At 64.0% G+C, this 21,159-nt stretch carries 19 protein-coding genes; 10 read left to right on the top strand and 9 right to left on the bottom strand.

The window, feature by feature from the left end:
- Nucleotides 1–12: 12 nt before the first annotated feature.
- A complete protein-coding gene (locus BXE_RS30450) occupies nucleotides 13–417 on the bottom strand; it encodes a PRC-barrel domain-containing protein (RefSeq protein WP_011491962.1) in 405 nt (134 codons plus the stop codon).
- Nucleotides 418–629: 212 nt separating this feature from the next.
- Between BXE_RS30450 and glgX the strand changes: the two genes are divergently transcribed.
- From glgX to BXE_RS30435, 3 genes are all read left to right on the top strand, one after another.
- Nucleotides 630–2,846: a glycogen debranching protein GlgX gene (gene glgX / locus BXE_RS30445; protein WP_011491961.1), complete on the top strand. Its 2,217-nt coding sequence runs from the start codon at nucleotides 630–632 to the stop codon at nucleotides 2,844–2,846.
- A 147-nt stretch (nucleotides 2,847–2,993) separates the two neighbouring features.
- Entirely contained in the window at nucleotides 2,994–3,173 is a 180-nt protein-coding gene (locus tag BXE_RS30440; RefSeq protein WP_040124684.1) for a DUF2934 domain-containing protein, read from the top strand.
- Between the two features lie 205 nt (nucleotides 3,174–3,378).
- Nucleotides 3,379–5,421, top strand: a complete 2,043-nt coding sequence (locus BXE_RS30435; protein ID WP_011491959.1) for an AI-2E family transporter — start codon at nucleotides 3,379–3,381, stop codon at nucleotides 5,419–5,421.
- Between the two features lie 24 nt (nucleotides 5,422–5,445).
- Here the strand turns inward: BXE_RS30435 and BXE_RS30430 are convergent, their stop codons facing one another.
- The 5 genes from BXE_RS30430 to BXE_RS30410 all read right to left on the bottom strand — a co-directional run bounded on the left by BXE_RS30430 (nucleotide 5,446) and on the right by BXE_RS30410 (nucleotide 11,914).
- Nucleotides 5,446–7,008, bottom strand: a complete 1,563-nt coding sequence (locus tag BXE_RS30430; RefSeq protein ID WP_233519014.1) for an efflux transporter outer membrane subunit — start codon at nucleotides 7,006–7,008, stop codon at nucleotides 5,446–5,448.
- 82 nt (nucleotides 7,009–7,090) lie between these two features.
- Complete coding sequence (locus tag BXE_RS30425) at nucleotides 7,091–8,680, bottom strand: DHA2 family efflux MFS transporter permease subunit (protein WP_011491957.1); 1,590 nt, start codon at nucleotides 8,678–8,680, stop codon at nucleotides 7,091–7,093.
- 67 nt (nucleotides 8,681–8,747) lie between these two features.
- Nucleotides 8,748–9,929 (bottom strand): HlyD family secretion protein, encoded by a 1,182-nt coding sequence (locus BXE_RS30420; RefSeq protein ID WP_011491956.1) that lies wholly within the window; start codon nucleotides 9,927–9,929, stop codon nucleotides 8,748–8,750.
- A 102-nt stretch (nucleotides 9,930–10,031) separates the two neighbouring features.
- A complete protein-coding gene (locus tag BXE_RS30415) occupies nucleotides 10,032–10,214 on the bottom strand; it encodes a hypothetical protein (RefSeq protein ID WP_011491955.1) in 183 nt (60 codons plus the stop codon).
- Between the two features lie 134 nt (nucleotides 10,215–10,348).
- Nucleotides 10,349–11,914 carry an FAD-dependent oxidoreductase gene (locus BXE_RS30410; protein ID WP_011491954.1) on the bottom strand — a complete coding sequence of 522 codons (1,566 nt, stop codon included), beginning with the start codon at nucleotides 11,912–11,914 and terminating at the stop codon, nucleotides 10,349–10,351.
- Between the two features lie 299 nt (nucleotides 11,915–12,213).
- Between BXE_RS30410 and BXE_RS30405 the strand changes: the two genes are divergently transcribed.
- The 5 genes from BXE_RS30405 (at nucleotide 12,214) to BXE_RS30385 (ending at nucleotide 17,712) form a co-directional block, all read left to right on the top strand.
- Entirely contained in the window at nucleotides 12,214–14,367 is a 2,154-nt protein-coding gene (locus BXE_RS30405; protein WP_011491953.1) for a hybrid sensor histidine kinase/response regulator, read from the top strand.
- Between the two features lie 146 nt (nucleotides 14,368–14,513).
- The gene (locus tag BXE_RS30400) at nucleotides 14,514–14,810 is read left to right on the top strand and encodes a hypothetical protein (protein ID WP_011491952.1); all 297 of its coding nucleotides are present in this window, start codon (nucleotides 14,514–14,516) and stop codon (nucleotides 14,808–14,810) included.
- A 437-nt stretch (nucleotides 14,811–15,247) separates the two neighbouring features.
- A complete protein-coding gene (locus BXE_RS30395) occupies nucleotides 15,248–15,433 on the top strand; it encodes a hypothetical protein (protein WP_040124688.1) in 186 nt (61 codons plus the stop codon).
- Nucleotides 15,430–16,515: a type VI secretion system baseplate subunit TssG gene (tssG, locus tag BXE_RS30390; RefSeq protein ID WP_011491951.1), complete on the top strand. Its 1,086-nt coding sequence runs from the start codon at nucleotides 15,430–15,432 to the stop codon at nucleotides 16,513–16,515. The genes BXE_RS30395 and tssG overlap by 4 nt, the downstream gene beginning before the upstream one ends.
- 174 nt (nucleotides 16,516–16,689) lie before the next feature.
- Nucleotides 16,690–17,712, top strand: coding sequence for an alpha/beta hydrolase (locus tag BXE_RS30385; RefSeq protein ID WP_040124691.1), 1,023 nt, complete (start codon nucleotides 16,690–16,692; stop codon nucleotides 17,710–17,712).
- A gap of 64 nt (nucleotides 17,713–17,776) precedes the next feature.
- On the opposite strand, the gene BXE_RS30380 is transcribed toward BXE_RS30385, so the two are convergent.
- The 3 genes from BXE_RS30380 to BXE_RS30370 form a co-directional block, all read right to left on the bottom strand.
- Nucleotides 17,777–18,796, bottom strand: a complete 1,020-nt coding sequence (locus BXE_RS30380; protein WP_011491949.1) for a class I fructose-bisphosphate aldolase — start codon at nucleotides 18,794–18,796, stop codon at nucleotides 17,777–17,779.
- A gap of 100 nt (nucleotides 18,797–18,896) precedes the next feature.
- Entirely contained in the window at nucleotides 18,897–19,316 is a 420-nt protein-coding gene (locus BXE_RS30375; RefSeq protein WP_040125323.1) for a secondary thiamine-phosphate synthase enzyme YjbQ, read from the bottom strand.
- 114 nt (nucleotides 19,317–19,430) lie between these two features.
- Nucleotides 19,431–19,751 (bottom strand): thioredoxin family protein, encoded by a 321-nt coding sequence (locus tag BXE_RS30370; protein WP_011491947.1) that lies wholly within the window; start codon nucleotides 19,749–19,751, stop codon nucleotides 19,431–19,433.
- A 239-nt stretch (nucleotides 19,752–19,990) separates the two neighbouring features.
- Here BXE_RS30370 and BXE_RS30365 point away from each other — a divergent pair, with 239 nt between their 5' ends.
- Both BXE_RS30365 and BXE_RS30360 read left to right on the top strand, forming a co-directional pair.
- Entirely contained in the window at nucleotides 19,991–20,287 is a 297-nt protein-coding gene (locus tag BXE_RS30365; RefSeq protein WP_011491946.1) for a DUF2628 domain-containing protein, read from the top strand.
- Between the two features lie 216 nt (nucleotides 20,288–20,503).
- The gene (locus BXE_RS30360) at nucleotides 20,504–21,019 is read left to right on the top strand and encodes a hypothetical protein (protein WP_011491945.1); all 516 of its coding nucleotides are present in this window, start codon (nucleotides 20,504–20,506) and stop codon (nucleotides 21,017–21,019) included.
- The last annotated feature ends 140 nt before the right edge of the window (nucleotides 21,020–21,159 follow it).

Genomic DNA, 21,159 nt, shown 5'->3' with positions numbered 1-21,159 from the left:
CGATCCGTATCCTCAATCCGGCGCGTACTTGAACTCGGGCAGCGCTTCGAGCGATTTTTTCGTGGCATCGGGCAGCACCACGCGACGGTTGTTGATCTGCAGGTCGTTGAACGGAACGGCGACAAGGTGTTTGCCCATACCCAGGAAACCGCCCACCGAAAGGATCGCGTATGTACCGCGGTCTGCAGCCGGCGACACGATCAGATCGTCCAGCGTGCCGATCGTGTCCTTGTTCTTGTTGTAGACATCGGCGCCACTCAGCTTGGACGCGCGATAGCCGCTGGCGAGCTGAACCACGTCCGTGCGTTTTTCGGTGATCGCCTGAGGAGCGCCTTGTGCGTAGGCATTGCCATACGAGGCGAGCGTAACGAGCAGCAAGGCGGTGGCGGCCAGCGGTTTGACGGGTATTCTTTTCATGACGACATTCTCCCTGATATGGACATGGCGCTTTTCGCTGCGCGCCACGTCAGCTTTGATTGGGCAGCTTCCCTTCACGGCTGCAAAAGTCGTGCCGCGCTCACCGACAGCCGCGCCAATTCCGTCAGGTCTGGAATTTGCTATGTCTGCGAGCCAGCAATTCACTGCTTCAAACACGCGCGTCAGCGCCTCTTGCTTCCACAGGAACCACTATGTCATCCCAGGTCAATTACTCGACGCGCATCGCGGAAGGCACGCCTTTTCCGCTCGGCGCGACATGGAACGGAAGCGGCGTCAACTTCGCGCTATTCTCGGCGCACGCTACCAAGGTCGAACTGTGTCTGTTCGATGAAACCGGTGAAAACGAAATCGAACGCATCGAACTGCCGGAATACACCGACGAGGTGTGGCACGTGTTCGTGCCGAATCTCAAACCGGGCGCGGTCTACGGGTATCGCGTGCACGGACCTTACGAGCCGGAGAAAGGGCACCGCTTCAATCCGAACAAGCTTCTGCTCGACCCGTATGCAAAAGCGCACATCGGCGAGCTCAAATGGGCGCCGGAGATTTTCGGCTATACGCTGGATTCCGAAGAGGGCGACCTGTCTTTCGATGAACGCGACAGCGCGCCCTTCGTGCCGAAATGCAAGGTGGTCGATGCCAATTTCTCGTGGAGTCACCCCGAGCGCAATGCATTGCCGTGGGAACGCGTGATTTTTTATGAAGCCCATGTGCGCGGATTTACCAAACGGCATCCGGAAGTACCGGAAAATCTGCGCGGCACCTTCGCCGGACTGGGGCAGCAGGTCGTGCTCGACTACATCAAGAACCTTGGCGTGACCTCGGTGGAATTGATGCCGATCCAGACCTTCGTCAACGACAGTTATCTGCTCGATAAAGGACTCACGAACTACTGGGGCTACAACACCATCGGTTTTTTCGCGGCCGATCCGCGTTTCTTCGCGTCGTCGATCGATTCGGTGGGCGAGTTCAAGGAGATGGTGGACCGCTTTCACAACGCCAATCTCGAAGTCATTCTCGACGTGGTCTACAACCATACGGCCGAAGGCAACGAGCGCGGGCCGACCATCTCGTTCAAAGGTATCGACAACGCGTCGTACTACCGGCTGATGCCTGACGAGCCGCGCTACTACATCAACGACACCGGCACCGGCAACACGCTGAACCTGTCGCATCCGCGCGTATTGCAGATGGTGACCGACAGCCTGCGCTACTGGGTGACGGAAATGAAAGTGGACGGTTTCCGTTTCGACCTCGCCACGATTCTCGGCCGCGAACTGCACGGTTTCGACGAAGGAGGCGGTTTTCTCGACAGTTGCCGGCAGGACCCCGTGCTGTCCAGCGTGCGGCTGGTGGCCGAGCCGTGGGATTGCGGTCCCGGCGGTTATCAGGTGGGCGGCTTTCCGCCCGGCTGGGCGGAGTGGAACGACCGCTTTCGCGATACCGTGCGCGAATACTGGAAGGGCGACGAAGGCAAGGTCCCGGATCTCGCCACGCGTCTCACCGGTTCGGGCGACAAGTTCAACCATCGCGGCCGCCGCCCGTGGGCCAGCGTGAACTTCATCGCCGCGCACGACGGCTTCACGCTCAACGATCTGGTTTCGTACAACGACAAACACAACGAAGCCAACGGCGAGGACAACAAGGACGGCCATTCCGACAACAAATCCTGGAACATGGGCGTGGAAGGCCCGACCGACGATCCGGACATTCGTCAGCAACGCGAGCGACAGAAGCGCAATCTGCTCGCCACGCTGCTGTTGTCGCAAGGCACGCCGATGATTCTCGCGGGCGACGAATTCGGCCGCACGCAGAAGGGCAACAACAACGCCTATTGTCAGGACAACGAGATCAGCTGGGTCGATTGGGAAGCGATCGACGACGACGGCCGCGCGCTGATCGAGTTCGTCAGGAATCTGACCACGCTGCGCCACCGTCTGCCGGTGCTGCGGCGCGGCCGCTTTCTGACCGGCGAATACAACGAGGCGCTGGACGTGACCGACGCGCGCTGGATCTCGCCGGACGGCAAGGATCTCTCGCAGGAGCAATGGGACGATGCGTCCATGCGCTGCTTTGGTCTCGTGATCGACGGCCGCGCGCAGGCGAGCGGCATTCGCCGTCCGGCTTCGGACGCGACTTTGCTGCTGGTGCTGAATGCGCATCACGACGTCGTCAATTTCACGCTGCCCGACATTCCCGAAGGCCAGCGCTGGACCTGCCTGCTCGACACCAACATGCCGGTGCGCTCCGAGTTGCCTCACTTCGCGGCCGGCGACGCGTATCAGGTGACCGCCCGCTCGCTGCTGCTGCTTGCGCTGGAAGCGCCGAGCCGCGCCACGCAGCGCGTGTTCGACCGCCTCGAAGAACAGCTGACCACCGAGGATAGCGAACCGCCCGCGCAAGCTTGACGGACCGGCACGAAAACCGTCGTCAAGCAGGCGCTGCCGGGTATAGCGCTTGCTCGACTGCGAATGACTGCGCGCCGGCTGCATCCAGCGGCGGGCGCGCAGTGAGGACGATAGCGGTTTTCGCCAGGTCTAACCAAGGGTGATCAAATGGAACAGGAACAAACCTCGCTAGAGGAACAGATTCGCACGCGCGCTTACTACCTGTGGGAGCAGGCAGGCGAGCAGAAAGGCACGCCTGACGAGTATTGGGAGCAGGCACGCGCCGAGATAGAAAAGGAGGCGCCGCCGACGGAAAGCGGACTGGTGGGTAAAACTCCCGCCGAATAGGTGCGCTGTCCCGGCAAACGCCGGGCTATGGCCGCATCGAATGAAAGTGAACAGAAGGTTGAACACGAAGTGAGTTGCAGCAGCGAGTTGCAACGTCGGCGCCCGCGCTGCACGCAGCCGCGACCCCGCCGACGTGCGCAACCCGTGTGACCTGTCACGCCTGACAGGAACGGGAACCGAACAGAACCGGACAGATCATTCGCCAATGAAGGACATACCCGACCCGCGTGGCGCGAGGCCCGCCGCCCGCATTCAGGCACCGCCCGCGGCGTTCGGTGTCGACGGTCTGATTGCGCTTGCCGTGGGCGTCACGGTGGTCGCGTGTCTGTACTTTGCGAGCGCCGTGCTGATTCCGATGACGCTCGCCATTCTGCTCAGTTTCCTCGTCGCACCGCTCGCCGATGCATTGACCCGCCTGCGGCTCGGCCACGTGGCGTCCGTCTTCGCAGCGGTGGTGATGTCGGTGTCTGTGATCGGCATGCTCGGCGCGGTGATCGCCACCCAGCTGACCGATCTGGCCGCCGGTATGCCGCGTTATCAGGCGACCATCGAGCGCAAGATGGAAACCGCGCACAACCTGACCATCGGCAAGCTGAACCGTTTTGCCGACGCGGCCGGCCAGGCATTGCAGCGCGCGACGATCGAGCCGCCGCAGCCCACGCCGCAACGCGATTCCGCGTCGGCAGGCAGCGCCCATTCAGCGGCCAATCCACCCGCCGCCGTGCCGGTCGAGGTGCGCGAACCGGTGCCGACTCCGTTCGAACTCGCGAGGCGGGTGTTGTCGCCGGCCATCAGTCCGCTCGAAACGGCGTTCATCGTATTCGTCGTCATGGTGGTGATCCTGTTGCAACGCGACGACCTGCGCGATCGCGCGATCCGCCTGTTCGGCTCGCGCGATCTGCACCGCACCACCACGGTGATGGACGAAGCCGCGCGGCGTCTGAGCCGCTATTTCGTTTCGCAACTCGGGCTGAATGCGGGCGTGGGCGTGGTGATCGGCACGGGGCTTTTTCTGATCGGCGTACCGAGTCCGATTCTGTGGGGCATTCTCGCGGCGCTGCTGCGGCTCGTGCCGTACGTCGGCATCTGGATCTCCGCGACGCTGGCCACCGCGCTCGCCGCCGCCGTCAGTCCGGGCTGGAGTATGGCGATCTGGTCGCTGGCGCTGTTCGTCACCGTCGAGTTGCTGGTGGGACAGGTCGTGGAACCGCTGCTGTATGGGCGCAGCACCGGTCTCTCGCCGTTCTCCGTGGTGGTCGCCGCGATTTTCTGGAGCTGGATCTGGGGGCCGATAGGACTGATTCTGTCGACACCGTTGACGCTATGTCTGCTCGTGCTCGGACGGCATGTCCGCCGTCTGGAATTTCTCGACGTGCTGCTGGGCGACCAGCCGGCGTTGACGCCGATCGAGAACTTCTACCAGCGAGCGTTGGCCGGCGACCCCGATGAAGCGATCGAGCAGGCCGAGGCGCTGCTGCGTGACCGTTCATTGTCGACCTACTACGACGAGGTCGCGATCAAAGGCCTGCAACTCGCGGCGACCGACGTGGTGCGCGGCAGCGTGACCGCCGCACAGCTTGCACGAATCGAGGCCACGACCAACGACCTCGTGGATGGCCTCGACGGCTATGAGGATCGCGAACCGCCAACGCCCGCGGCAGAGGAAAACTGGAGCGCGGTAGGGCCGATCGCGCCTTCCGCTTCCGATGATGCGCAAGCCGAATCCGCGACTACGCGGACCGTTTCGCCAGCCTCTTCAGGCCGCGCGGAAGAAAGTACGTTAAACGAACAACAGCCGCCGCGCGCAGCCAGCAACCGGGTGCTGTGCATTTCCGGCCGCGGCCCGCTCGACCCGCTGGCGACGACGATCCTGCTGCAATTGCTGGGCAAGCACGGGTTCACTTCGCGAGCGCTGCCGCATGAGGCCGCGTCGCGCGCATCGATCGACAGTCTCGACGCGGACGATGTCGGCATCGTCTGCATCCTGTACTTGCAGATCGACGGTATTCCGTCGCATTTGCGCTATCTGGTCAGACGCATTCACGCGCGGCTCCCCAAGGTGTCGATCGTGGTCGGACTGTGGGATGCGCAGGATACGGAGAAGTGGAGCACCGATCTGCAAACCGCGCTCGGAGCGGAGTGTTACGCCACGTCTTTGCAGGAGATCGTGGCGGCCTGCAAACGCGTCGAGGCGGGCACCACGGCCCAGCCCGAGGAAGCGGCGCTGCCCGTGGTCGTCAACGGTTAGCACGGCGCCGCTTCGCCTTGGGCGTTATCCTCCCTGACGCGCGCGAGGCGCTGCCGATGCATCCGCGTCACTCTGCCAGCCGCCGCCAAGCGCCTTGTATAAAGACACCAGGTCGGTGCTCACCTGCATGGTTCCCTGCGCATATTGCTGGCGGGCCTGCGCCAATTGCCGCTCTGCATCCAGCACATTGATGAAGCTCGTAATCCCCTTGCGGTAACTGTCGCGTGCGAGATCGAACGCCGCCTGTTCCGCAGCGACGCTCTCGCCGAGCGAGTCGCGCCGCGCCTGATCGGTGCGGTACACCGTGAGCGCGTTATCCACGTCGCGCAGCGCCATCAATACCGTCTTCCGGTAGTCGAGCGCTGCTTCGGCTTCCTGCGCTTTCGACAGGCGCAAATTGGACACCAGCGCGCCGCCCTGAAAAATGGGCAACGAAATGCTCGGTCCGAACGAATAGAACAGATGCGACCAGCGCGACAGATCGCTCGCATTGGTGGCCCGCGTTCCCACCTGGCCAGTCAGGGACACGTCGGGATAGAACTGCGCCACGGCCACGCCGACATTGGCCGTGGCCGAATGCAGGCTCGCCTCCGCGCGGCGAATGTCGGGACGCCGGCGCGCCAGCGTGGACGGCAAACCCACCGGCACGACAGGCGGCACGGGCGGCACGGCGGCCGGCGCGGCGAGTTCGACTTCCAGTGCGCCGGGCGCTTCGCCCACCAGATACGCGAGACCGTTCAACGCCTGGGCAATCTGCTGCTCGTACTGCGGCAACTGTGCCTGGGTTTGCGCCAGTTGCGCCGTCGCGCTCTTCACGTCGAGTTCGCTCGTCAGGCCGACTTTCGCCTGGCTTTGCGTCAACGTGACGATCTCGCGCTGTTCGTCGACGAGACTCGCCGTAATGGCGTGCAATGCCTGTGCGCCGCGCAATTGCATATACGTCTGCGCGACTTCGGCTTCGAGCGAGAGCAGCGCGTCGTTGCGGCTTTCCACGGCGGCTTCGGTTTGCGCATTGGCAGCCTCCACCGAGCGGCGCACGCGGCCGAACAGATCCAGTTCCCACGAGGCGTCGAAGCCGGCCTGCCAGAGATTGACCGGCGCGGTCAATTGATTCAGCAGGTTGTTCGCGCCGTTTTGCAACGTAGCACCCGCACCCGGTGCGATAGCGTTGACCGGCGAGTTCGGCGCGCCGAGCTGATCGACCTTGCCGTATACGCCGTCGGATTCGAGGAAGCCTTTCACGCCGAGCTGTTCGCGCTGGTAACTGCCGGTTGCCCGCACGTTCGGCAGACCTTGGGACGCGGCGCTTTGTACCTGAGTGCGCGCTTCGACAATGCGCAGCACCGCCTCCTGCAAATCCAGGTTGCCGCGCGCGGCACGCCCGATCAGCGCGTCCAGCGTCGGGTCGTTGAAATTGCGCCACCAGCGGGGATCGGGATCGGTATCGAGCGTGGGGACTGAGGCGACGTTCGCGGCGGATGCGCCCGTGGCAATCGCCGCGCTGCGTTGCGGGTCGCGCCATTGGTCAGGCACGTCCGCTTTCGGCGCGTGAAAGTCGGGGCCGACCGCGCACGCGGCGAGCAGCATCGCAACGGACAGCGTGGATAGTGTGGACAGCGGAGAAAAGCGGGCAGTCAACCACGGCGAATTCACAAGCGGGCGTCTCATATCAATGTCCTCCCGCGCCGCCGGCCGCTTTGGCTGGAGAAAAGAACAACGTCATCGGAATGCAGAGTGCGCAAAAGACGGCGAGGATCGCAAAAACGTCGACGTAGGCCAGAATCGTCGACTGGGAAATGAAGGTGGTGTACATGCGCCCCGTGGCGGTTTGCAGCGCCTGCGCAAACGGCACGCCGGTCATCTCGGCGATGGTTTGCGCGCTGCGCTGCACGGCGTCGTTGTAGTTTTGCGAAAGCGTGGACATGTGTTCGGACAGATGAGCCATGCGAGCCTGGGTGCGCTCGCGGATCAGCGCGGTCGAAAGCGAAATGCCGATCGACCCCGCCACGTTGCGGAACATCGTGAAGAGGGCGGACGCGTCGTCGTTCAGGCGCGGCGGCACGGTGAGGTAAGCCAGCGTCGTGATCGGCACGAACAGGAAGCCGATGGCGAGCGATTGCGCGCTGCGCATCTTCACCAGCGTCGCATAATCGATATCCGGTACGAGCAGATGCGAATAGGCGAGCGCGCAGGCCAGCAGCGCAAAGCCGGCCGCCACCAGAAACCGCGTCTGCACATACGGCATCAGCTTGCTGATGATCGGAATCTCCAGGGTGATGAGCACCGCGCCGGGCGACAGCACGAGCCCGGCGAGCATCGCCGTATAACCGAGTTGCTGCTGGGCGAGTTGCGGCACCAGCACCGCGCTGCCGTAGAGCACCGTTGCGAATGCACCGATCGTCAGGCAACCGAGCGCGAAATTGCGGTCTTTCAGGCAGCGCAGATCGACCACCGGCTTTCTGGTGTAAAGCAGCCACATGGTCGCGCCGACTATGCCCGCCACCGCCAGCACCGCGAACAGGCGGATAAAGTTCGACGAGAACCAGTCGTCGTCTTCGCCGCGATCGAGCATCACTTGCAGGCAGCCCAGCCCGATTGCGATCAGCGTGATGCCGATGTAGTCGATCGATACTTTCGTGTCGCCTGTCTTTTTCCACGGCGGATCTTCCACCAGTTGCATCACGGCGAGCGTGGTCAGCACGCCGACCGGCACGTTGAGCAGAAACACCCAGCGCCACGAGAAGTTGTCGGTGATCCAGCCGCCGAGCGTCGGTCCGAGCACCGGCGCGACCACGATCGCTACCGCCGAAATCGAGAACGCGCGGCCGCGCTGTTCGGGCGGGAAGGTGTCGAGAATGATCGACTGCTGGTTCGGCTGCAGCCCGCCGCCGAAAAAGCCCTGCAGAATGCGGAAAATGATCAGCTGCCAGAGATCCGTTGCAATCCCGCACAGGAACGAGCAGACGGTGAACGCGACGATGCACACCAGAAAGTAGCGCTTGCGGCCCAGCAGGCGGCCGAGAAAACCGGAGATCGGCAACACGATACCGTTGGCCACCAGATACGACGTGAGCGTCCAGGTCGCTTCGTCGTAACTGGCCGACATGGTGCCGGCAATGTGGGGCAGCGCGACGTTCACGATGGTCGTGTCGAGCACTTCCATGAACGCCGCGAGGGTCACCACAATGGCGATCAGCCACGGGTTCGCCGCCGGTTTCCAGTCCGACTGACTGCCGTTCGCGGTGTTGGCTGAACTCATGCCCGCACCGCTCAGAAGATGGCGCGCGGCAAGGCGCGGGAAACCGTCGCGGTCATGGTGTGCGCGATCATTTCAGATACACCTTGGGCGTGACGGACAAGCCGAGCCCCAGCGGTTGATCGCGCGGCAAGCCGTCGTCGATGACGATCTTCACCGGCACACGCTGCACGATTTTCACGAAGTTGCCGGTGGCGTTTTCCGCCGGGAAGGCCGAGAAGCGCGAACCGCTGCCCAGTTGAACGCTGTCCACGTGGCCGCGCAAATCGAGCTTGGGATACGCGTCCACTTCGACTTTCACCTTGTCGCCGGGGCGCATGCGTTCGAGTTGCGATTCCTTGAAGTTCGCCGTCACCCACACCTGCGGCGTGACGATCGCAAAGAGCGAGACGCCCGCCTGCAGGAAGGTGCCGAGTTGCACGTTACGCCGCGTGATCCAGCCGTCCGAAGGCGAGCGCACTTCGCAGTAGGAGAGGTTCAGTTGCGCCTGTTCGAGCTGCGCTTCGGCTTGCTGCACCTGTTGGCGGCGCTCCTCGACGGTGGCTTCGGTCTGGCGGATCTGCTGCGGCACGAGGCTCGCGGTCTGCTGCTGCGCGCGCGCCTGTTCGACGCTCGCGCTGGCCGACTGCCGCTGGGCGTCGGCGGTATCGATGTTTTGCTGCGAGGTGGCGCGCTGATCCACAGCATGCTGACGCAGATAGGCGGCTTCGGCCTGGCGGAAGTTCGCCTCGGCCGACGACGTCTGCGCTTTCGCCTGGCGGTATTGCGCCGGGTACTGGATGCGCGCGATGTCGAGTTGAACCAGCGCGGCATTCAACTGCGCCTTGGCGAGACCGACCTGCGCTTCGGCCTGATCGACCTGCGCCTGATAGTCGCGCTTGTCGATCACAACGAGAAGGTCGCCCTTGTGCACGTACACGTTGTCGTTGACCGCCAGTTGCACGACGTAGCCGGAGACCTTCGGCGCCATCGTGATGGCGTTGCCGTCGGTGTAGGCGTCGTCGGTCGTGATTTCGTTGCGCGTGGCAAACCACCAGACGAAAGCGACGATCGCGAGCAGGATCACCACCACCGCGAGAATGATCAGCGGCTTCCTGCCTGGCTTCTTGCGCGGCTTGTCGTCGCCGTTGTTCGCGTTTTTCTGTTTGCCTTCGTCCTTATGGTTCTTTTTATCGTCGGACTGCCCGTCTTTGGTGTCCCTGCGGTCGTCCTGATCTTGCTCGTCGCGAGCGGAGCCGGTCTCGTCTGACATGGCGGTTCGTTCCCGTCGTCCAGAAGGGTTAGCGTTGCGTAGGGAGAGAAAAACCGCCCGAACGTAGTGCGTCCGGGCGATTCACATGCGCTTCAGCGCAGCCTAATGGCCGGCTGGTTTTCTGGTCGCCGGCTTGTCTTGCGAAGCGGCGTCCTTGTCCGGAACGATCTTCGTGGTGCCGCCGGTGGAAGGCGGGTCGCTTGCGGGGAAGCTGTCTTCGACCTCACGGTCGATCTGCTTTTCGCTCTTGTTCGAGTGCGGGTGCTTTTCCTTGTTATCTGTCATAGCGTTTCTCCTTCAGGTCGTTGAGTCGTCATCGAGTCGGCGTGGGGAACCACGCCGGGCGATCCGGGTGTTTCTTGCATGGGTGCCGCAGTTCTGCGCGGTTTCTTGCCACGCGTCTCTTGCGCTCATTTCGATCATTGCGCGAGGCACGACGCGCCGTTGATGATCGCGAGCGCGTCCGCGCGCGACACGCCACGGCTCATCGCATCGATCAGGCGCGCGGTCTGCGCCTCGCGTTCGCAGGCGAGTACGGCGACCACCTTGTCGTCCTTGAGATAAAGCGCGACGAATTGCTGGCGATCCAGTTCGCCGTCCATCACGATCTCGTCCCACTCGCTCGCATGGCCGAGGTATTCGAAGCGTTTGCCGAAGTGATAGGTCCAGAAATAGGGCACGCCGCCGTAGCGATGACGTGCGCCGCACATGTTTTCCGCGGCAACGCGCGCATGTTGTTGCGCGACGCGCCAGTGCTCGATACGCAACGGTTCCTGATCCTCGTGCAAGGTAAATGCCGCGATGTCGCCCGCCGCATAGAGACCCGGCGCGGCCTGCATGCCCGCGTTGACGATCACGCCACCGTCCTTCTGCAGCGGCAGTCCCTCCACAAAGCCGGTGGCCGGCGCGACCCCCGTGCCCAATAGAACGAGGTCGGCCTCGACATGCTCGCCGTTTTCGAGCATCACTTCATGCACGTTGCCTTCGTCGCCTTCGAGCGAGGCGACCTTCGCCTCGAAACGGAACATCACGCCATTGGTTTCGTGGAGTTTGCGGAACATGGTGCCGGCGCGCTCGCCGAACTGCTTCGCGAACGGCACTTTTTCCGGCGATATCACGGTTACCGGCGTGCCGCGTTTGCGCAACGCGGAAGCCGTTTCGAGTCCGATGAAACTGCTGCCGAGAATCGCCACGCGGGTTTGCGCGGCATCGTCGCCGATGGCGTCTACGAGGGCGGCGGCGTCGTCGAGGCTGCGCAGCACGTGCACGCCGCCGAGTTCGACGCCCGGAATCGGCGGCTGCTTCGGTATGCTGCCGGTGGCGAGCAACGCGGTGTCGTAAGTCAGTTGGCCGCCGGTTTCGAAATGAATCGTGCGGGCGGGCACATCGAGTCGCGCGACTTTCGCGACGATCCGCTCGACGTCGTGGCGCGCGAGCCAGTCGGGCGCAAGAAGCGGCGGCACATCGGCGGCGGACATTTCACCCGACGGGACGAATTTACTCAGCGCGGTGCGGTCGTAGGGCGCATGCGGTTCCGCGCCGATCAGCGTGAGGCGGCCGCCAAAACCGCATTCGCGCAAGGTCGCGCAAGCCGCCGCGCCTGCCGCGCCCGCGCCGATCACGACGTAATGCGGTTCTTGCGCACTCGCGTTGCGTACCGGCCGGGGCAGTTTTTCCGGCGTGAGCATCACATCGTCGCCCGCGACGACCACGGGATAGCGGTCGAGCGCGACCAGCGCCGGCGGTTCGAGCACGTCGCCGGTGGCGACGTCGAATGTTCCTTTGTGCCACGGGCAGATGATCCGGCCGTGACACAGCGCGCCTTCTTCCAGCGGCGCGCCGGCATGCGGGCAGTCGGCGGAATAGGCGTGCACGGTGTCGCCGTCGCGTATCAGCAGAATCGGTTCACCGTCCACCATCACGCGCTCGGCGCGGTCCGATCGCAGTTGCGACAGCTGGGCGACGCGTCGGGCAAGCGTGGGCATGGCGGGCTCCTCACGGACAATGAAACGTGACGGCGCAGGCGGCGTATCGTGCGCAACGGAGTGCGCGTTCGCAGAACGCCTTTCAACCTGCTGAATTCCCGTGCTGCAGCAATCCACGTGCCCAAACGCAAGCGCCCGCGACGAGCGCGGATCGTCCTGCCGCAGCCTGCCCGCGACGCTATGGAGAAGCGCTGAAGTGCGGTAAATTCCGGGACATGGAAATAGCGCACGACCGCGAGCGACACCTCTCGTGACGTGCCATCCCTGAGAGATGTTGACCTTTCGTGGAGATCTTGACCGTGCAGCGTGCTGAACGAGTCGCAGTCGACGTCCCCATGCCATCGCGCAATTTCGCGGCGACGCGGCGCATGCTTCAGATCGTGCTCGCGGTTTCGATTGTGTTTCCGCTCATCTGTCTGGCGGGCTATGGCTATTTCGACTACCAGCGCCGGATCGCCGATTCGGACGACATGATCGACAGGCTCGCGCGCGTCGCCGAAGAACAGGCCGTCAAGGTGCTGGACCTCAACCAGCAGATGTCGTCGCGCATCGTGGAGTTGCTCGGCAACGAGAGCGACGCGCAGATTCGCGCACGCGAAGCCGCCTTGCATGAGCGTCTGCGCGAAATCGGCGGTGACTTTCCGCAGGTGTCGTCGATCTATCTGCTCGGTGCAAACGGTGACCTGCTGGTGTCGAGCCGCGCGTTTCCCGCGCCGGCCATCTCGATCGATCAGCGCGAAGACTTCGTTTCGGCGAAGGCGATGCGTCCGCAGCCGTATTTTTCGCTGCCCATGTTCGGGCCGCTGTCGCAGACCAATGTGTTCACCACCGCGACAGGGCGCTCGGACGCCAGCGGTCGGTTTCTCGGCGTAGTCTCGGTGGCGCTGCGTCAGGAGTACTTCTCGCGCTTTTATCGCGAACTGACTAACGGCGATTCATCATTGGCGCTGGGCCTGTATCGCCAGGACGGCAACGTGCTGGTGCGCTATCCGCCGTGGCCGCCGGGTGCGAAGCCCAGTGCGCACAGCAAGTTTACTCAGGCGTTGCGTGACAAACAGCTGTTTGGCCACGTCCGCCTGAATTCGACGGTGGATGGCGTGGAGCGCCTGCTGGCGTTTCGCCGCGTCGGCGATTATCCGCTCTACGTGATGAGCGCCTACGCGACCTCGTCGATTGGCGCGGCCTGGCGGCAGCACTTCATGATGATCGCGGCGCTGACGGCCGTACCCTGTATCGCCATCTGGCTGCTGGTGCTCTACTCGCTGCGTCAGCTGGAAGGCGAGCGCCGCGCGTGGGAGCGCTGGCAGGGCGAAGTGGCCATGCGTCTTTCAGCCGAAGCCGCGAGCCGGCAACTGCAGCGCATGGGCGCGCTCGGCAATCTGGTCGCGAATGTCGCGCACGACTTCAACAATCTGCTGATGGTAGTCTCCGCCAACTCGGAGCTCGCGCGGCTCAAGCACTTCAACAACGTGGAGAAGGAAGTGCTCGCGGTGGAGCGCGCCACCGCCACGGCGGAATCGCTTACGCGGCGCCTGCTGAGCGTGGCGCGCAAACAGCCGCTCAAACAGCAGCCGCTCGATCTCGCCACGTGGCTCCCCGCCGCCGCGCCGCTGATCGACGCGGCGCTCGGCGACAACGTGGAACTGGCGCTGAACCTCGTCGACGACGTCTGGCAGGTGCTGGCCGATCCGACCGACCTCGAATTCGCGCTCATGAACCTGGCCGTCAACGCGCGCGACGCGATGCCGCGCGGCGGACACTTCGTGATTCGCTGTCAGAACAACCGGCTGGTCGGCAGCGATACCTTGCTGCCCGACGGCGAATACGTGCTGATTGCCTGTACCGACGACGGCGAAGGCATGCCCGAAGCGGTCGCGCGGCGCGCCTTCGAGCCGCTCTTCACCACCAAGCTGCGCGGCTCGGGCACGGGCCTCGGCCTCGCGCAGGTGCTCTCCATGTGCGAGCAGGCGGGCGGCACGGCAAAGATAGACAGCGTACCCGGCAGCGGCACGACGGTGCGGCTATATTTGCCGCGATATCGCGAACGGCAGAAGGCGTCCGCCGCCGAAGTCGACATGTCGCAAGCGCCTGCACCTGCGCCGAGCGGCGTGGTGCTGCTCGTGGAGGACAACGAGGAAGTGGCCGCGGGCGTCGCGGCGGTGCTGGAAACCTTCGGTTGCGAAGTGCGTCACAAGCCGACCGCCGATGAGGCGCTCGACGTGCTCGCGGCCGGCGCGCGCTTCGAACTCGTGCTCTCCGATATCCAGATGCCCGGCAAGCTCAACGGTATCGATCTCGCGGAGAAAGTGCGCAGCGCGTGGCCCTCGCAGAAGATCGCGCTGATGACCGGCTACGCCGACGAACTCGAACGCGCGCGGCGGCTCGGCGTGGCGATTCTCGCCAAGCCTTTCAATATCGACGAACTGCACGCACTGGTGGTTTGCGAACCGTAAGGCTCGCAGGCCGCGGCGTGCGGTCTCGCATGTTCGAAGTGTTTCATGACTCGCGGCACAGCGCTTGCTGAAAAGAGAACGAGGTATGCGTGTCTGGCTGTTGTTCAGCCGGCGCAACCCGCTTCTTTTTCGAACTGGAGAGAGTCATGAACATCAGAAACAAAACCCGAAACGCACTGCTCATCTCGACCTTGCTCGCCGCTTCCTCGCTCGCGATGGCCCAAGGCGCCGGGGGCGGCGGTGGCGGCCCGGCCGGCAACGATCCGAACGGCGGCACCACGGCCGGCGCGACCCGTGAAGGCGGCGACATGCAGGCGTCGGGCGCAACGGCGCATTCGAAGCCGATGAGAAGGCATCATGTGAAGTCGAAGGCAACCAGGCCTGCAACCGACACCACCAATATGCCGGGCGCCGATGCCAGCAGCGATACGAAGGGACAGTGACGAGAAGGCCTGACGTCGCGCAATATCGGTCGACGTGAGGTGTTTCCGGTTAAAGGCGGTACCCCATCGAAAATCTGCATGAAGCCTGGAGCGTCGTTCCTCCGGGCATTTCCCCTGTCCCGCAGCGCAATGAATGTGTGATCTCACGGCTGTATGAGCGAGACATCGGTTCGCCATTCACTCGTTGATCTTTCGTGAAAGTTAACCTTCCATAACAGTTTCCATTATTTTCATTCCGCGGATGTGCCCGGCGTACCTGCTTCCTTTATTAATCGAGGATTGTTTCCGGCCAACGCGGATTGAATGCTTTCAAGCGCCAGGTAAGAATGCGGCACTGATCGACCGGACCGACATCAGGATTTACATGCGGACACGCAATCCACGCGACGCACAGGCCGTGTCAAAGAGTCCGCCGCGAGAGCAACGCAAAACCGCCGATGGATTCCCGACTGCCCGACTATTACAACCAGGAGTGGGTCTATATGCGCGAAGCAGCAGGCGGGCTCGCATCAACCATCGATAAGACCGGCTTGTCCAGGCCCCGCCGTTATCTGTCCAGCCGGCTTCCCAAACAGTATCTCGCGCGCTGGCCGGTGCGTATGGGCACGGGCGGAGCGGCATGATGGAGCGCGATTCTTCCGGAGCGGTGACTGCTGGCACGAGTCATTCGCTGTCGCCGGCGTTGGTCGAACGGTTGCAGGACGAGCCGTGGCGCTATGGGTTCCTTGCACTGCTGCGCCGCATCGGCGCGGATAGGCGGATCGATCGCATTGGAACGGCAACGCGCCCTCGGGCGGAACCGTTCCGTCTCGGGCAGCAAGCCAGCCTGTTTTTCGCGCCGAGCGAGATCGCGAACGTACGTGAGGCGGACGGGCGTTTAAAAGTACGCCTGTTCGGCCTCGGCATGCTCGGACCGAACGGCCCGCTGCCGATTCACGTGACCGAAATCGCGCGCGAGCGCGAGCAGAGCCGGCACGACGCCACGCTCGCCGATTTCCTCGACATCTTCCATCACCGCTATCTGACGCTGCTGTATCGGGCCTGGGCATCCGCGCAGGCTGCCGCCGGACTCGACCGGCCGGACGACGAGCGTTTTTCGTTTTACGTGGCGAGCCTTGCCGGCCTCGATATCAGCGAGATCGGCCACGGCCCCTTGCCGCCGCACGCACGGCTATCCGCTTCGGCGCACCTCGTGCGGGAGGCGCGTAATCCCGACGGCTTGCGCATGACGCTCGAGCATTACTTCGGCGTGCCGGTCGCAATCGACGAATACGTCTTCAACTGGATCGACGTCGATGTGGATGAGCACAGTTATCTGGGCAAGCCGGGCGCCGCTTCGACCATGACGGTGGGTGCGCTGCTCGGCGAACAGGTGGCCGACCGCCAGCACACCTTTCGCGTCGTAGTCGGTCCGCTCGATATCGACGCGTACCTGCGCTTCACGCCGCAAGGCGCGGACCTGCCGCGGCTGGTGGAGTGGGTGAGGACGTTCATGGGCCATGAGTTCGAGTGGGAGCTGGAGTTGCGCCTCAAACCACGGAGCGCGCCGCCGGCCGTTCTGGGCGGCGCGCAGCGACTCGGCTGGTCGGGTTGGCTCGGCCGCGCGCCGCACGACGGTCAGATCACCGGCGTGCGTTTCAAGCCGGAGCGCTACGCGGCGCGATTCCCTTGCGATTGGGCAAGCGCGGCGGTATCGCACGCGTAATCCGTAATCCGCCCAGCGCATCCACCTTGATCCGACGTGTTGCCGCTTCGCCCGCTGGCATGCGGCCGTTCGACGGGTATAGCGCTTGCTCGACTCCGACGGCATGCACGGTCGTCGGGCGGGCACTTCAAAAGCTTCGATGGAGCCGTGAATTCTTCCATCAGGAGCTTTGCCATGACACTCGGTGACACTATCAAAGGCATGGTCGGCATGGACCCCACGGGTCACGCCGATCCCGACATGAAAGCCGTGCTCGACGCGCTCAGGAGCCTCGACCCGAAGCCCATCGAGGACTGCACCGTGGCCGAAGCAAGACAGCAGCCGACTCCCGCCGACGCCGTCAGGAAACTGATGAGCGATCCCGCGTTCAGCGCGCGTCCTTCGCTGGAGCTGGAGGCGGTGCGCACCGAAGACATCATGATTCCCGGCGCGACGGGCAGCAATCCTGCGCGCGTGTATACGCCGCAAGGCGAGGGACCCTTTCCGCTGATCCTGTATTTTCACGGCGGCGGCTGGGTGCTCGCCGATCTCGACACCTACGACGCCACACCGCGTTCCATCGCCGCGCAGAGCCGGGCGATCGTGGTCTCCGCGCACTACCGGCAGGCGCCCGAGCACAGGTTGCCGGCAGCGCACGAAGACGCGTTTGCGGCATGGCGCTGGGTGGTCGAGCAGGCGCCGAAACTCTGTGGCGACGCCGGCAAGATCGCGGTGATGGGCGAGAGCGCCGGCGCCAATCTGGCGATCAACGTGGCGATCCACGCGCGGGACACGGGCGTGCGCATGCCGATGCATCAGGCGCTGATCTATCCGGTGGCGAGCAACAACATCGTGTCGATCTCTTATGAAGAGAATCGCAATGCGCGGCCCTTGAACAAGCCGATGATGCTGTGGTTCCTGCATAACGTGATCAACAGCGAGAGCGACCTCACCAGTTCGTTGATCGACGTGGTGAGCGCCGATCTGTCACGCTTGCCGCCGGCTGTCGTGGTGACGGCGGGCATCGATCCGCTACGCTCGGACGGTGAGAAGCTCGCGCAGAAATTGCACAGCGCGGGTGTGCCCGTCGAGCATCGCAACTACCGTGGCGCCACGCACGAGTTCTTCGGCATGGCGGCCGTGGTGCAGGCGGCGCGCGACGCGCAGGCCTTCGTGTCGCTCGCGCAGCGCCAGGCGTTCGGCGGCGCGCCGCTCTGATTCGGTTGACCGGTCCGCTGCGCTCGCTCGGTCTCGAGACGCAACGGACCGTGCCGCACCAGCGCTAGCTCTTTTCCTGCGCCGCCTCGTACTTGCCCAGTGCCGCGGCGCTATTCAGACGCGCCCGCTTGAGCAGCGCCTGCTGGGCCTGCTCGACGTGGCTCCGCTCGCCTTTCCATGCTTGCAGCGGCGGTTCCTGCAACGCGCGTCCATATGAAAAGCTCAGATTCCACGGCAACGCGCCGAGACGGTTCATGGCGTCGAGATTCGCGGTCGCCTCTTCAGGCGATTGGCCGCCGGACAGAAACACGATGCCCGGCACCGCCGAGGGCACCGTGCGCTTGAGCACCCGCACGGTATAAGCGGCAATGTCGGCAGTCGACGACTGCTGCGCGTGTTCGGAGCCGGCGATCACCATGCTCGGCTTCAGCAGAATATGTTCGAGCACGACGCGATGCCGGTGCAGCGCATGGAACACCGCGTGGAGCACGGCCTCGGTGACCTCGGCGCTGCGCTCGATGGTGTGCTCGCCGTCCATCAGCACTTCGGGTTCGACGATCGGCACGATGCCCGCTTCCTGTGAGATCGCGGCGTAGCGCGCGAGTGAATCGGCATTCGCCTCGATCGCGAGACGGCTCGGCAGGCTCGCCGTGATGTTGTAGACCGCGCGCCATTTGGCGAAGCGCGCGCCTTGCCGCTTGTAATCGACGAAACGGCGGGCGAGTCCGTCGAGACCTTCGGTGATCTCGTCGCCCGGCGCGAGCGCGAGCGCAATCTTGCCGAGATCCACCTTGATGCCGGGCACGATGCCGTTTTTCGCGGCGAGCTGCGGGAACGGCGTGCCGTCGTCCGCTTTCTGGCCCAGCGTTTCTTCGTAGAGAATCACGCCGCTCACGAATTCGCCGAGTCCGGGCGTGGTGAGCAGCAGGTTGCGATAGGCGCGGCGGTTTTCCTCGCTCGATTCGAGGCCGATCGTCTTGAAGCGTTTGGCGATGGTCGGGCCGCTTTCGTCGGCGGCGAGAAGACCCTTGCCGGGTTGAACCATTGCCTTGATGGTGGCTTGCAGCTCGCTACGGGTGTCCATGAGGTGTGCTCCCTTTAATCCGGTTTGCGGATGAAATCTTGCAGCGAATTTCTGTCGACAACGTAATTCGAAACGTACCCGGCGGCCGCGCACCGCGCCGTCATTCTCCGAGCAGATGTAGCACGATATCCCGCTGCTGTGTATGACGGCGGTGTTCGAACAGATACAGGCCTTGCCAGGTGCCGAGCACCATTTTTCCGTGTTCGACCGGCACCGACAACTGCACCTGCGTGAGTGCGGTGCGCAAATGGGCCGGCATGTCGTCCGGGCCTTCGGCGTCGTGTTCGTAGCGCTCGGCGTCTTCCGGCGCGAGGCTCGCGAAGTAGCGTTCCAGATCGCGCTGCACGGAAGGATCGGCGTTTTCCTGAATCAGCAACGACGCGGACGTATGGCGGCAGAACAGCGTCAGCAGGCCGGTTTCGATGGCTTGCGCGGCGACGAAGCGGCGCACGTCGTTGGTGAATTCGACCAGCCCGCGGGTGCGGGCCTTGACGCTCAGGTGGTGGAGGGCTTGTCGCATCATGGGTGTCGGGTGGGTCTTGCCTGCTCCGGTGTGGGGGCGGTGCGGCGGTGCGTATGCGGCGCCGCATGCAATTTGAAATCAGCGCGACATCGGCGCGACGTCAAAGCGACGTCAGAGCGATGCGAAAGCCTCCGTGATCTGCGTCGCGTTGGCCGGGCGCACCACGCGCGCGACTTCGGCGCCGTCGCGCATCAGGATCAGCGTTGGCCACAGCTTGACCTTGAACGAGCGGCCGAGCGGCCGGCCCGGGCCGTCTTCGATTTTCAGGTGCCTGAGGTGCGCATGCGGTTCGAGCGCTTTGGCAATCGATGCTTGCGCACCCTGGCAGTAGCCGCACCAGTCCGTGCCGAATTCGACGATGGTGGCGCCCGGCAGGGCGTCGAGCTCGGCTCGCGAGGGGGCGGTGGAAGAATAGGCGGTCTGCGTGGCCATGCGTGCTCCGAAGCGGTTAACCTGTGCGGGCAGGGGTGGCGCTGCGCTCGCGTCCCCTGCGCGCGGATTTGCCAAGAGTATCAGCTATGCCCGCGATCGTCAGGCAGCGCCGCGCCGGCCGATGTGCGGCAAAGCACGCGGCGGCGCGAATTTCACGCGAACGCATACTTCTGACCGGATGGCGTGTTAAACATGGTCGGGTGCCGCGAGGCGGCGAATCATTGTGTTCAGGAAGGGAAATGGGCGAAAGGATTTATCTGCGCTGTCCGGGCAAGGACGAAACCGTCGCAGTGGCCACGGGCTTCAGTTGGGGCGCGCTGCTGCTGGGCTTTGTCTGGGCTTTATCGAAGAAGATGTGGTTTGCCGCGTTCGTCATGCTGGCGGTCAACCTGCTGCTGTTCTGCTCGGGCCTGTGGGGCGAAACCGCCGACGTGATCGGCCTGGTGCTCTCGGTGCTGTTCGGCATGGCCTGCGGCATGTACGGCAATCAGTGGCACCGCTGGACGCTGGAAAAACGCGGCTACGTCGTGGTGTGAGCGATGCGGCCACGTGCGGCACGCGGCGGCCGCGCGGGAGCGAATATTGCTGGCCACAGGCCGCGCTTACGCGCGCCGAAGCGAATCGAACGCAGCGCGCCGTTGAATGCGCCGTCGAAGATCGTCCATAACGCGTCATGGAGGCATGCCATGCCAGATGCAGTCGCCGCACGCAGTCCAGCCACGTTTTTTCAGCATTGTCAGCTTCGCCGCTGTTTGCGCTCTGTGCTTGCCGCGGTGCTGGCCGTGTCGCTCGGCATTGCGCCGCTTGCATATGGTGCGGACCCGAGCGCCAACGCAGGCACTAACTCAGGCACGAGCCCAGGCACGAGCCCGGGCACGAACGCGGCCACTGCGCCGGACCCGGCCACGACCCGCGCGCCAGGTGCAGCGGCGGCCACCGCCGCGACACCGGCCACATCGCCCGACGACACGTTCCTCCTCACCATCTTCCTGCGTCACGACGAATCCAGACCGCTGCCGAAAATCAACGACCAGTTGCGCGCGCAAGGGTTCTTCAAGACCTTTCCGCCACCGGGCATCGAAGTCGTGTCGTGGTACGTGATGATGGGCATCGGCCAGGTGGTCACGCTGCGCGTGCCGGCGAGCCGTCTGCGCGAAGTCAACCGGGCGATCGAAACGACCGCGTGGGGCGGCTATCGCACCGAGTTCTATCCGACCTACGACTACAAGGCGCAAGCGCAGCAAATGCGCGCAACCGACGGCAAGTAGCGCGGTGCGTGCCGGCCGTTGCCAGCCAACGCCGCGCCTCACAATTTTGGGACGCGATGCCGCGGGTTTACGCGCCCGCAAGCTAAGCCGATAATGCCCCGGTCGTTCCGGCCACGAAGTTTGCGGTGCGCATTGCGCGT

This window comes from Paraburkholderia xenovorans LB400, assembly GCF_000013645.1.
Lineage (GTDB): Bacteria > Pseudomonadota > Gammaproteobacteria > Burkholderiales > Burkholderiaceae > Paraburkholderia > Paraburkholderia xenovorans.
The sequence above is the reverse complement of the archived record's forward strand: the minus strand, read 5'-3'. Positions and strand labels throughout refer to the sequence as shown.

What these genes read in the sequence shown, in the direction of transcription:
- BXE_RS30385 (WP_040124691.1), top strand. Translation starts at nt 16,690, where the DNA reads ATGACACTCGGTGACACTATCAAAGGCATGGTCGGCATGGACCCCACG.
- tssG (WP_011491951.1), top strand. Translation starts at nt 15,430, where the DNA reads ATGATGGAGCGCGATTCTTCCGGAGCGGTGACTGCTGGCACGAGTCAT.
- BXE_RS30375 (WP_040125323.1), bottom strand. Translation starts at nt 19,316, where the DNA reads ATGCGACAAGCCCTCCACCACCTGAGCGTCAAGGCCCGCACCCGCGGG.
- BXE_RS30450 (WP_011491962.1), bottom strand. Translation starts at nt 417, where the DNA reads ATGAAAAGAATACCCGTCAAACCGCTGGCCGCCACCGCCTTGCTGCTC.
- BXE_RS30425 (WP_011491957.1), bottom strand. Translation starts at nt 8,680, where the DNA reads ATGAGTTCAGCCAACACCGCGAACGGCAGTCAGTCGGACTGGAAACCG.
- BXE_RS30380 (WP_011491949.1), bottom strand. Translation starts at nt 18,796, where the DNA reads ATGGACACCCGTAGCGAGCTGCAAGCCACCATCAAGGCAATGGTTCAA.
- BXE_RS30365 (WP_011491946.1), top strand. Translation starts at nt 19,991, where the DNA reads ATGGGCGAAAGGATTTATCTGCGCTGTCCGGGCAAGGACGAAACCGTC.
- BXE_RS30410 (WP_011491954.1), bottom strand. Translation starts at nt 11,914, where the DNA reads ATGCCCACGCTTGCCCGACGCGTCGCCCAGCTGTCGCAACTGCGATCG.
- BXE_RS30430 (WP_233519014.1), bottom strand. Translation starts at nt 7,008, where the DNA reads ATGCTGCTCGCCGCGTGCGCGGTCGGCCCCGACTTTCACGCGCCGAAA.
- BXE_RS30400 (WP_011491952.1), top strand. Translation starts at nt 14,514, where the DNA reads ATGAACATCAGAAACAAAACCCGAAACGCACTGCTCATCTCGACCTTG.
- BXE_RS30415 (WP_011491955.1), bottom strand. Translation starts at nt 10,214, where the DNA reads ATGACAGATAACAAGGAAAAGCACCCGCACTCGAACAAGAGCGAAAAG.
- BXE_RS30435 (WP_011491959.1), top strand. Translation starts at nt 3,379, where the DNA reads ATGAAGGACATACCCGACCCGCGTGGCGCGAGGCCCGCCGCCCGCATT.
- BXE_RS30420 (WP_011491956.1), bottom strand. Translation starts at nt 9,929, where the DNA reads ATGTCAGACGAGACCGGCTCCGCTCGCGACGAGCAAGATCAGGACGAC.
- BXE_RS30395 (WP_040124688.1), top strand. Translation starts at nt 15,248, where the DNA reads ATGGATTCCCGACTGCCCGACTATTACAACCAGGAGTGGGTCTATATG.
- glgX (WP_011491961.1), top strand. Translation starts at nt 630, where the DNA reads ATGTCATCCCAGGTCAATTACTCGACGCGCATCGCGGAAGGCACGCCT.
- BXE_RS30440 (WP_040124684.1), top strand. Translation starts at nt 2,994, where the DNA reads ATGGAACAGGAACAAACCTCGCTAGAGGAACAGATTCGCACGCGCGCT.
- BXE_RS30370 (WP_011491947.1), bottom strand. Translation starts at nt 19,751, where the DNA reads ATGGCCACGCAGACCGCCTATTCTTCCACCGCCCCCTCGCGAGCCGAG.